Source organism: Acidovorax sp. KPB24-03 (genome assembly GCF_057546605.1).
In genome coordinates this window covers 1-10,147 of record NZ_BAAJYR010000124.1, presented here as the reverse complement: position 1 = coordinate 10,147, position 10,147 = coordinate 1, and the positions used below count along the sequence as shown (strand labels likewise).

General features: G+C 66.0%; 11 protein-coding genes and 1 pseudogene. 9 read left to right on the top strand and 3 right to left on the bottom strand.

The features are described 5' to 3' along the window. The 7 genes from AC27KI_RS14050 to AC27KI_RS14020 form a co-directional block, all read left to right on the top strand. The coding region (locus AC27KI_RS14050; protein WP_487114352.1) for a bacteriophage T4 gp5 trimerisation domain-containing protein at window positions 1-183 on the top strand (183 nt) is incomplete at its 5' end. Beyond that, the gene (locus AC27KI_RS14045; protein WP_487114350.1) at window positions 177-452 is read left to right on the top strand and encodes a hypothetical protein; all 276 of its coding nucleotides are present in this window, start codon (window positions 177-179) and stop codon (window positions 450-452) included. The genes AC27KI_RS14050 and AC27KI_RS14045, both read left to right, overlap by 7 nt. A gap of 9 nt (window positions 453-461) precedes the next feature. Beyond that, entirely contained in the window at window positions 462-1,799 is a 1,338-nt protein-coding gene (locus AC27KI_RS14040; protein ID WP_487114348.1) for a DUF2169 family type VI secretion system accessory protein, read from the top strand. Further along, window positions 1,789-2,148 (top strand): DUF4150 domain-containing protein, encoded by a 360-nt coding sequence (locus tag AC27KI_RS14035; RefSeq protein ID WP_228316159.1) that lies wholly within the window; start codon window positions 1,789-1,791, stop codon window positions 2,146-2,148. The genes AC27KI_RS14040 and AC27KI_RS14035 overlap by 11 nt, the downstream gene beginning before the upstream one ends. A 6-nt stretch (window positions 2,149-2,154) precedes the next feature. Then, window positions 2,155-3,147: a hypothetical protein gene (locus AC27KI_RS14030; RefSeq protein ID WP_487090181.1), complete on the top strand. Its 993-nt coding sequence runs from the start codon at window positions 2,155-2,157 to the stop codon at window positions 3,145-3,147. After that, window positions 3,144-3,620 carry a hypothetical protein gene (locus AC27KI_RS14025; protein WP_284429990.1) on the top strand — a complete coding sequence of 159 codons (477 nt, stop codon included), beginning with the start codon at window positions 3,144-3,146 and terminating at the stop codon, window positions 3,618-3,620. The genes AC27KI_RS14030 and AC27KI_RS14025 overlap by 4 nt, the downstream gene beginning before the upstream one ends. A 22-nt stretch (window positions 3,621-3,642) precedes the next feature. Then, the gene (locus AC27KI_RS14020; protein ID WP_487114346.1) at window positions 3,643-4,755 is read left to right on the top strand and encodes a hypothetical protein; all 1,113 of its coding nucleotides are present in this window, start codon (window positions 3,643-3,645) and stop codon (window positions 4,753-4,755) included. Between the two features lie 52 nt (window positions 4,756-4,807). Here the strand turns inward: AC27KI_RS14020 and AC27KI_RS14015 are convergent, their stop codons facing one another. The 3 genes from AC27KI_RS14015 to AC27KI_RS14005 form a co-directional block, all read right to left on the bottom strand. Then, entirely contained in the window at window positions 4,808-5,584 is a 777-nt protein-coding gene (locus AC27KI_RS14015; protein ID WP_284407761.1) for an ABC transporter permease, read from the bottom strand. Continuing rightward, window positions 5,581-6,405 carry an ABC transporter ATP-binding protein gene (locus tag AC27KI_RS14010; protein WP_284407760.1) on the bottom strand — a complete coding sequence of 275 codons (825 nt, stop codon included), beginning with the start codon at window positions 6,403-6,405 and terminating at the stop codon, window positions 5,581-5,583. The genes AC27KI_RS14015 and AC27KI_RS14010 overlap by 4 nt, the downstream gene beginning before the upstream one ends. A 158-nt stretch (window positions 6,406-6,563) precedes the next feature. Further along, the gene (locus AC27KI_RS14005; RefSeq protein WP_487114343.1) at window positions 6,564-7,595 is read right to left on the bottom strand and encodes an ABC transporter substrate-binding protein; all 1,032 of its coding nucleotides are present in this window, start codon (window positions 7,593-7,595) and stop codon (window positions 6,564-6,566) included. A gap of 236 nt (window positions 7,596-7,831) precedes the next feature. Between AC27KI_RS14005 and AC27KI_RS14000 the strand changes: the two genes are divergently transcribed. Continuing rightward, window positions 7,832-8,689 carry a M91 family zinc metallopeptidase gene (locus tag AC27KI_RS14000; protein WP_487114341.1) on the top strand — a complete coding sequence of 286 codons (858 nt, stop codon included), beginning with the start codon at window positions 7,832-7,834 and terminating at the stop codon, window positions 8,687-8,689. A 138-nt stretch (window positions 8,690-8,827) separates the two neighbouring features. Next, window positions 8,828-10,147, top strand: a pseudogene (locus AC27KI_RS13995) (hypothetical protein); the annotation flags it as partial.

Genomic DNA, 10,147 nt, shown 5'->3' with positions numbered 1-10,147 from the left:
GGCAAGAACCGCAGCAAGACCATCGGCCGCAACGAAAAGGACAAGATCGGCAACAACTGGTCGATCAAGGTCGGCAGCTTCAAGACCGAGACCGTCGGCCTGGCCTACCTGCAGAACGTGGGGCTGGCCAAGATGATGAACATCGGCGCGGCCTACAACGTGAACGTGGGCGCGGCATGGTAGTCAACGTGGGGCTGACGCAGAGCACCAACGTGCTGATGGGGCGCTCGGTCACCGTGGGGCAAAGCCAGACGACGAAGGTGGGTGAGAACTGGAGCCAGACCACCGGTAAGGTGATCCGGATCGAGGCGGGCGACTCCATCGAACTGGTGTGCGGCGCCTCGGTGCTCAGAATGGAAAAGGGCGGCCAGATCACCGTCAACGGCAAGGAGATCGATCTGGTGGGGTCCAAGCACATCGGCCTCGATTCCAAGCGCATCGACCTGAATTGAGTTGACGCCATGGCGCTCCCATCCCACGCCCTGCCCAGCCCCATCGACGCCGCGGGCGTTCCGGAAGTCATCAACCACACGCCCTGGCCGAGCCAGTACTTCCAGCATGTGGACCCGCATGGGGACATCTTCCATGTGATGGTGACCCGCATCTCCTACTCCCTGCTGCAACTGCAGGAGAAGGACGGGCGCATGGAGCCCGTGCTGCTGCCGCCGGAGCGGCAACTGCCGCTGTGCCAGGCCGACCAGTTCCAGGGCGAGGTCAACGAAACCAGCCTGCTGCAGGAGAGCGACTACGCGCCTTTCAAGCCCCGGTGCGACGTGCTGGTGGTCAATGCCACCGCGCACGCGCCGGATGGCAAGGCACTGGCCCGCTGGCCGGTGGGCTTTCGTTTCGGCGATGCCATCGAGAAGACCTTTCAGGTGACCGGCCCGCGCCGCTTCGTGCGATCCGTCGCGGCGCTGGGAGCGCTGCAGTTGACGGAGCCGGAGCCCACGGACCGGGTGCGCATCGGCTACGAGCTGGCATTCGGCGGGCCGCACCTCATCCGCCAGGAGCGGTTGCTGCAGGGCTTCATCGACAGCGCGCCGGGCAGCGGAGTGACCGACGCACAGCGGCATCTCGCCAGCCAGGCGCACGCAGCGCTGCCGCCTTTCCATGGGCCCAACCCCATCGGCTGCGGGCGCCTGCCCACGGCGGTGCCGCAGGCCAACGAGGCGCTGGCGCAATTGCAGGGGCGCTGCAGTGCAGCGATTGCCCCGCCAGAGGCCCAGCGGACCGAAGACGTTCGGCGTGCGCCGCAGATCGAAGACTTCCAGCAGCCCTATACCGGCCAATCCGACTACCCGGTGGTCGGCCTCGGGCCGGTGGGCCGCTGGTGGAGCCCTCGCGTGGCCCTGGCCGGCACGCACGACGAGCGCTGGAAGCAGACCCAGTGGCCCAGGAGCCCGCTCGACCACGACTACCGCTATTGGAACTGCGCGCCGGAAGACCAGCAGATCGACTATCCGCAGGGCGGCGAGGAAGTGGTGCTCGCGCACTTCACCGCGGCGGCACGGCATGCCGGCCCCTACCGATTCTGGCTGCCCCGGCAGGACCTGCAGCTGCTGGTGCGGCTGAAGGTCGGCGTGCTGATGTTCGCGCCGATGCACATCGACACCGTGATCCTCGACCTGGAGGCGGGCACGCTCAGCATCGTGCGCCGCGCAGTCGTCAGCGCCAAGGCCGATGTGCGGCAACTGGAACTGGGCACCTGGCCTGCAGGCACTGGTGTACACCTCGACGAGGCCATGCAGAAGGCGGCGCAGGCCCGCCGGAATGCACAGGGGGCCGGCCGTGGCCAATGAAAACATCGTCGCCAAAGACGGGCGTTTCCGAGTCGTCTCGCTCGCGCCCGACGTGTGCCTGACGCCCAGCAAGAACGGCGTGCCCGTGCCGTACCCCATCACGCACCAGCTGGACCAAAGCCAGCACTGCTCGCCCAACGTCTTCCTGCAAGGCAAGCCCGTATACCTGCACAACCAGAGCTACGTGGACAACGTGATGGGCGACGAACCCGGCCAGGGCAAGGGTGTGGTCAGCCAGACCAACGTCTTCATCAGCCATGACATCGACCACAGCAAGAGCGTGTACGTCAACGGCCGCGCCATCGTGCGCACCGCCGACAAGATGTGGATGAACTGGAAGAAGCCGTAACCCCCCATGGCGCCTAAAAGACCCAGGCCGCCAGAGGCCGAAACGCGCAACGCGCGCATCAAGCCCAACGACTACCCCGCGCCGGGGCCGATCGGCAACACCACGGGCATCGTGGTGCCGGACACCGCCCCCAATCCGCACGGCAACAGTGCTCCGCCCATCAAGCCCACCGAGACCGAGAAGAGTTGGTGGAGCCGCTGGGGCAGCGACGTGGTGCACACCGGGCTGGACGTCGTCGGACTGATCCCGGGGGCCGGCGAGATCGCGGACGGCGCCAATGCGCTGATCTATCTGGCCGAAGGTGACAAGGTCAACGCGGCGATCAGCGCCGCCGCCATGATTCCTGGCGCCGGCATGGCTGCCACGGGCGCCAAATACGGCAAGAAAGCCGTGGGCGCCGCGGCCGAGGCGTTGGGCAAGAAGACCGCCCGCGAGGCGGAGGAGGCGTTGGCCAAGAGAGAGGCCAAGGAGGCAGAGGAAGCTGCCGCGAAGAAAGCGGAGGGCAATGGGGGCGGCAAAGACAAGGGTAAGCCCAAGAAGCACAAGGATTGCGGCAAGAAGGTGCCTTATAACGACAAGAAGTCGCTCAAAGGCAGTGGGCTGGAGAAAGATCACACGCCTTCAGGGGCCGCGCTGGAGCGGGCCGCAGAACGGAAAATCAAAGACCTGCGTGAAGGCGGTATGGTCATCGATGACGCCCAGGCGCAGAAGATCAGGAACGCGGTGCGAAACCAGGCGCCCACTATCGCGATACCACCGGACATCCATGCCGAAGGGGATACTTGGCGGCATAAGAATTCCCCGGAAACCGTCAAGAAAGACGCGGCGAATTTGAAGGACGCGGTGAGAAGAAACACCGAAAAAATCTCGAAGGCGATGGAAGGGAAAGATCACGGGTGCAAAGAGGCTTATGACAGAGCGGCCGAAGAGCTGAGGAACATGGACTGGGACAAATACATCCAGGACGCCATCGACAACGTAGTGAAAGCGACATCATGAATGCCATCGAACTGATCGATTTTTTGGGGCACAGCAGTATCTACAAGCCCTTCGACGAATATCTGACGGCCGCCGGTTTGAAGAAGCGGCCAAAAATCGGGAAGTCGCTCGACACCCTCATCGCGGTTCCGGGCGAGGGCCTTTCCATGTCCTTTGAAATCGATGCGGAAGACGAGGGCATCGCGCAGAAAAGCGAAGGCACTTTTGTCTTCTACCAGCTGGAAATCATGCTGTCTGGCAAGGGCCAGGACAACGGCGTCTACACGGGCCCCCTGCCTCACGGCCTGCTTGCCACGGATTCTCGCAGCGAGGTCGAACGCAAACTGAAAACCTTGAAAAGGCGCCTGCCGGACAACGACAGCTACTTTGTGGACGGCCTTGTCTGGACGGTGGCGTTCGACGCGGAAACATTGCGTTTTTTGCAGGTGGGTGTTCCGACGAACGGCAAGCGCAAGCACGGCCTGTGTGCCTGAGGGCGTCGGCGTGGAACCCGGAGTGGCGGATCTCACCGGCGACGTCCTGGCGTTGGTCGAATGCCTGGGCTGCTCTTGCGAAGACCCTCGGCTGGAGGCGTTTCTCGTTCACAAGCGCATCCATGACCGCCCCATGACCCTGGCCCAGTTGGAAGACGAAGGCGCGGTGCAAGACGATGGCGACACGGATGTGGAATACGAACTGGCACGCCGGTCCAAGGAGTCCCTGGTGGTCCAGTCCGAGCGCCATGGGTTTTGCCTGATCTTCCAGCCGCGCGAAGACCATGATCTGGTCCATCGCACCCCTTGCGGTGTTGAAGCCCCGTTCGTTCTGGCGCAGATCGCGTTCTTTGCCAAAGGCGTTCAGATCTACCAGGGCTTCGAGGGCGTGGTTTTCCGGGACGTGGGCATGCACACCCGCAGATCGGATCCCGCCTATGCGGCATTGGGGCCGCCGCTGGCCCGCCGATCCGTTTACGAAACCTCCACCGATCTGTTCGCCTTGGGCGATTGGGTGCTGAATTTCGGGTTCCCGGAGAAGGAGCAAGACCCGCCACTGGCCCATGTTCACATCCGTCGCAAGAACGTTTTCGACGATGTCATGCTGAACCCGCGGATGTTGGAGGTTGCTCCCGATACCGATGCCTCCCTGCCGGGTCTGCCACAGCTGGGGCGCTCCTCGGATGCGCCGGAGGTTCAGGATTTTCTCGCTGGTCTGGGCCTTAATGATGAAATCGATGAGGACATCGGCTGCCCTGAGGAAATGAATGGACGTGCCAGATCGCACGGCATCGTCATCTACTTCAAGGAGCTGCCCGAAGCGCTGGGCCACGCGCACGCGTTGCCCAAAAAGATCGTTTCGGCCATCACCTACAAACGCCGGGGCGACCTGCGCTCGTTGGGCTATTGTGGCGATCTGCCCTTTGGCCTGCACTTTGGCGACCGGCCCGACATTGCCATCGCGAAGGCAAAGCACCCTCCCGCAAAGGTTTCCGAAAGCGAAGAATTGCGCTCTTACTACTGGCGCGTGGCCTCGGGGATGGTGGTGCAGGCGGTGTTCAGCCTCGTTGATTGGCAACTGGCCCGGGTGACGCTGCACGCACCGGCCCGCGCTTCGGCGGTCCTGGGGGCCTGAACCGCGATCCCATGGAACGGCGGGCGGTGTCTGCCGTTGCGACCCGGCTGCCTCACTCCCCTTGCGACCCCCGGTGCGCCCAGCCCGTGGTGTGCTTTTCCAGCACGCTGAACAGCTCGTACATCACCATCGCCATGGCGCCCACCACCATCAGGCCGGCGAAGGCCAGGCCCATCTGCATGGACGAGCCGGCGGAGATCAGCAGGTAGCCGATGCCCTCGTTGGCGGCGGTCATCTCCGACACGGTGGTGCCCACGAAGGCGAGGGTGATCGCCACCTTGAGCGAGCCGTAGAAGTACGGCAGGGAGCGGGGCAGGCCGACCTTGGTGAGCACGTCCCAGCGCTTGGCGCCCAGCACGCGCAGCACGTCTTCCAGTTCGGGCTCCAGCGTGGCCAGGCCCGTGGCGATGTTGACCATGATCGGAAAGAAGCTGATGAGAAAAGCCGTGAGGATGGCCGGCCCCACGCCGATGCCGAACCACACGACGAGGATGGGCACGAAGGCCGCCTTGGGCAGGGCGTTGAAGGCGGTCATCAGCGGATAGACGGCGGCATACGCCAGCCGCGACGATCCGATGACGAAGCCCAGCAGCACCCCGACCACGATGGCGATGCCGAAGCCCGCCATGGTGACCCAGAAGGTGCGCCAGGCGTGGCCCGCGATGATCCACTTGAACTCCACGAACTGCGTCCAGATCGCCCAGGGACTCGGGAAGATGAACTCCGACACCCCCAGGCCCGAGCAGATCACCTGCCACAGCACCAGCACCGAGAACAGCAAAACCCAGGGCGACCAGCGCTCCACCCGTTTCTTGTGCAGCGCGTTCATTGCGTGATCTCCCCGCCGGTCTTGCGCAGGGCGCCGATGTGGCCGCGCAACTCCAGCACGATGTCGGTGAATTCCTTGGTGTAGGTCAGTTCCAGCTCGCGCGGGCGCGGCAGTTCGATGTCGCGCTTGACCACGAAGCGGCCGGGGCTCTTGCTCATCACGTACACGGTGTCGGCAAGGAAGACGCTCTCGCGCAGGTCGTGCGTGACGAGGATGACGTTGAACTGCTGCTCGGCCTGCAGGTCGCGCAGGATGCACCACAGCTCCTCGCGCGTGAAGGCGTCGAGCGCGCCGAAGGGCTCGTCCAGCAGCAGCATCTTGGGCTCGTGGATGAGGGCGCGGCAGATGCTGGCACGCTGCTGCATGCCGCCCGACAGCTGCCAGGGGAATTTGTCTTCGTAGCCGGCCAGGCCCACCTTCTGCAGCAGGGCGCGCGCGCGAGCCTCGTATTCCTTGCGGCGGGCCTTGAACTGGCTGCGGTGCGGCTCGACGATCTCCAGCGGCAGCAGCACGTTGGCGACGGTGGTGCGCCAGGGCAGCAGCGAGGGCGCCTGGAAGGCCATGCCCGAGATCTTGAGCGGGCCGGTCACGGGCTGGCCGTCGATGCGGATCTTGCCCATCGACGGCATGCGCAGCCCGGTGGCCAGCTTCATGAAGGTGGACTTGCCGCAGCCCGAGGGCCCCACGATGGCGATGAACTCGCCGCGGCGCACCTGCAGGTCGATGGCCTCGACGGCAAAGTGGTTGGCGCGCAGCAACTCTTCGTTGTAGGCGAGCCAGACATCGCGAAAATCCACGAAATAGGTGTCGTCGGCCTGCATGGGATGAGAGATGGGTTTGGAATGAAAAGGGCCACCAGCACAATTGGTACTAGGGCATATTGCTATTAAATTTGTAGCAATTGCCGGGTGGCGCGTGGCGGGCTCGGAGGCCCGGACGGGCCGGGGGGCTGACCCCCATGGGCCGGCCCCCGGTGTCATCACTTCCTGGGAAGGATGTTGAGCTCGGCCGCCGGCGGCAGGAAGCTGCCGTTCCACACCGTCTCGGCGTTCACGCGGGACTTGGTGCTGAAGGCGTCGGACACCTGCGAGGCCATCAGCGCCAGGCGCTGCGGCTTCGCCTGGCCGAAGCCTTCGGCCCGCGCGTCGGCGCTGTTGACCACGGTGTCGATGGCCAATTGCAGGCGGCGGGTTTCCAGGGCCACGTTCACGATGCCGTCGCGCTCCTTCACGGAGGCGATGGCGGCGCCCGGGTTGGCCATGACCTCCTTCGCGCCTTTGGTGAAGGCCTTGAGGAAGGCGCGGATCGCCTCGGGGTTCTCCTTGACCAGCTTGGGGCTGGCGATGATCACGTTGCCGTACAGCTTCACGCCGAAGTCGGCATACGGCAGCACCACCACGTCGCTGGCCTTGGCGCCGCGCGCCTCCAGGTTCAGCAGCGAGGTGAAGGTGAAGCCGGTGATGGCGTCCACGTCGCCGCGCACCAGCATGGTCTCGCGCAGCGGCGGGTCCATGGCGGTCCATTGCACGTTGCCGATGCCGTTGGCCTTGGCGAAGATGGGGAAGGCGCGGCGGCCGGCGTCGAACACCGGGGCACCCAGCTTCTTGCCGGCCAGGTCGGCGGGCTTGGCGATGCCGCTCTTCTTGAGCGCCATGACCGAGGCCGGCGTGTTGTTGTAGACCATCATGACGGCCACGGGCTTGTTCTGCGCGTCGGGGTTGTTGGCGTGGAATTCCATCACCGCGGCCAGGTCGGCGAAGCCCATGTCGTAGGTGCCCGAGGCCACGCGCTGCACGGCGCCGCCGGAGCCGTTGCCCGCGTCCACCGTCACGTTCAGCCCGGCCTCCTTGAAGTAGCCCTTGGCCGTGGGCAGCAGGAAGAACGCGGCCGGCCCTTCGAAGCGCCAGTCGAGCTGGAACTTGATGGGCGTCAAGGTCTGGGCCTGGGCCAGGGTGAACGCGCTGGCGGCGGCCAGGGCCACCCCGGCTTTCAAAAGGGAACGTTTGTGCATCAGGGCTCCGGTCATGTCGGTCGATGGCATCCCGATCAGCAAGATCGATGCCCGGTTCCAGGCGCTGACCCCGGTGGGGCGGCGCTGGCATGAACCAATGCGGTGCATGCTGCGGGAGGGGCTCCACAGTGGTGCCTGGCGGGCGGATCCCCTGCAGGCACGGTCGAAGGGCGGGAGGAAGGCGGAGGAAAGGCGGGCAGAGCCGGGTTCGGTATTCCGGCGGCGCGTTCGCATCCGTGGTGACCGGTATCACCCCGTGGTGTTTCAATTTTCTTTTTTTTGAGCGAGCCGGAGCCATGCCCATCCAGCCGAGTGCCTTTCCTGGCGTATTCATCCGCACATCGGAGAGGGCGTCCCGAGATGGAAGCGGCCCCGCGCTGCAGGGCGCCGAGTTCGTGCGGCGCAACGAGTCCGCGCTGCAGCAACTGGCCTCGCGGGATTCGGGCCGTGCGCTGCTGCGGCAGATCGAGGCCATCACCGCGATGGCTCCGCGCAAGCGGGTGGTTCTGACCCCTGCCCAGAATGGCAAAGTGCATGCGCGGTCGTTCCGGCGTGACGACACCACGCAGGAACGTGTCGGCTTGCACAACCCTTCGGACATCGACACCTACCTGAGCGAGCGGCCCGGGGCCAGTGCCTTCATGCCGTTCGTGGCGGCGGTCCCTTTGCCTGGTCGCGAGACGCCCGGTGCGGATGAAGTGTGGGTCTACACAGACCCCGAGGTCGCATGGCGGTACCCCACGCCGGAGTCCGGCGACGGCGAGCCCAGCCCCGCAGACTACGTCGCCACGCTGGCACATGAGTTGATTCATGCCCGGGACAGCCTGCACGGCATCCAGCCCGCGCGCACCGCCGACGAAACCGTTTACCTGCATCCTGTCAGCCAATCGACGATCTTCCGTTCACTGCTGCCCTCAGAACTGCGCACGGTCGGCGTTGGCGCCCATGCCGGCGCCGAGCCCTCGGAAAACACGATCCGGGCCGAACAAGGGCTGACGCAGCGCCCCAGCTACCACGGCTTCACGACAGATGGTCACGGCGACGTGGCGGCATTGTCAGTGGTGCCTGGTAAAACGCGGGACGGGTCCGTCTGAAGCGCGGCTGAGCCTGGATCGCCAACGTTTTCCGTATATCGATATGCGGGTTTTCCCCAGGTGGTGGTTTCGCTTCCCGGGCGGGTGCTTCGGCACTTCCAAAAAAAAGCCGGCAGGCGAGGCAAGACGATGGCTCGCATGTCTTTGCTCTCCAAACTCTCGAACCGCTTCGGTCTGGCCCGCTTCAGCGTTGACACGCCCGTGGGCCAGACACAGCAGACCCCATCGATCCCCAGTACCGCGGTGCGGCCGCCCCTGGACGGCCCGGCGCGTCGCCGCTCCAGCGCCGCAGCATCGACCTTGCCGCCGCGTGGCGTTCTGCCGGACAGGAATGAGGCCGCTGGCCACGCCAACGTCCCGGCGGCCGCGCAGGCCGCTGCCGCCCTGCCCCAAGCCACCCATGTGCTGCTCGATGCGATGGCGCAGGCCGATCCCGACGGTTCCGAACTGGCGAAGGCGCTGTTCGGATCGGGCCGGCGGGGTTTCGGCGTGACGGAGGGCCTGGTCCATGGGCTGAATCACCTGGATTTTTCGCGCATGGCACCGATTCCGGGGCTTCCTGGCGCGCCCACCGTGATCCTGGCCGAAGCCCTGGCCGCCGGGACGGGCGGCGACGCACGGCTGGCGCTGGACGCGCTGGAGCGCCTGCAGGATTTCGATCCGCAGCAGGAAATCGCCGCGGCCTGGCAGCAACGGGCGGGTGCGCCGGACGATGATGCCGCCTCGGTCTTCTACACGCCCGAAGGCTCCGTGCACGGGGGCGACGGCGAGCCGGCTCCCTTGTCACCCCCGGGTTCGCGCTCGCCATCGGCTTCGTCGATGGAAGGGGGTTCGGTCTATCACACGCCCTCGGCTTCGCTGGATGGCGGCCCTGACCGGTCGCTGCCGGGCTCGCCGCGGCGCTCCGATGCGGGCCATCCGAGCGATGCCACCTTGGCGGCACGGCGGGCGGTGTGGCAGGTGGCGGCCGCCCTGGCCGGCACGCCCACGGGCCTGGAAGTGCTCCAGGCCATCGTGGCCCGCTCCGTGGATGCGGCCCACCTCCAGGACTTCACGCTGCTGCTCAAGGCCGCAACGGCGATGCCCCCACAGCACGCGGAGCGGGGTGATCCTGCTGCCATCCTGGCCAGCGAATCGGCCCTGGACACGCTGACCGGCAAGGCCGTCGCCTGCGCGGCGGCGCGCATGGCGGGCGAGGTGGACGCGGCCCAGCCCCACCAGTGGGCCTTGACCGCCGTGCGCAACGACCTGTTCCAGACCGGGCCGGGAACGGACTTCGCCGCCATCAACGCCCGCCTGATGAAGACCGGCCGCTGGATCAAGCGCGCCACGCCCGAGCGCGCGCGCCTGCTGCGCAACCCGATCGTCGGCAAGTCGCCTTTCCGGGCCCTGCGGCACGGAACGCAGAACGTGGAGCGGGGCCCGGCCATCGCGCGCCACCGCCTGGCGCGCGAGACG

Coding starts and splice junctions, on each gene's coding strand:
- AC27KI_RS14005 (WP_487114343.1), bottom strand. CDS start 7,595: ATGCACAAACGTTCCCTTTTGAAAGCCGGGGTGGCCCTGGCCGCCGCC.
- AC27KI_RS14045 (WP_487114350.1), top strand. CDS start 177: ATGGTAGTCAACGTGGGGCTGACGCAGAGCACCAACGTGCTGATGGGG.
- AC27KI_RS14040 (WP_487114348.1), top strand. CDS start 462: ATGGCGCTCCCATCCCACGCCCTGCCCAGCCCCATCGACGCCGCGGGC.
- AC27KI_RS14010 (WP_284407760.1), bottom strand. CDS start 6,405: ATGCAGGCCGACGACACCTATTTCGTGGATTTTCGCGATGTCTGGCTC.
- AC27KI_RS14030 (WP_487090181.1), top strand. CDS start 2,155: ATGGCGCCTAAAAGACCCAGGCCGCCAGAGGCCGAAACGCGCAACGCG.
- AC27KI_RS14025 (WP_284429990.1), top strand. CDS start 3,144: ATGAATGCCATCGAACTGATCGATTTTTTGGGGCACAGCAGTATCTAC.
- AC27KI_RS14015 (WP_284407761.1), bottom strand. CDS start 5,584: ATGAACGCGCTGCACAAGAAACGGGTGGAGCGCTGGTCGCCCTGGGTT.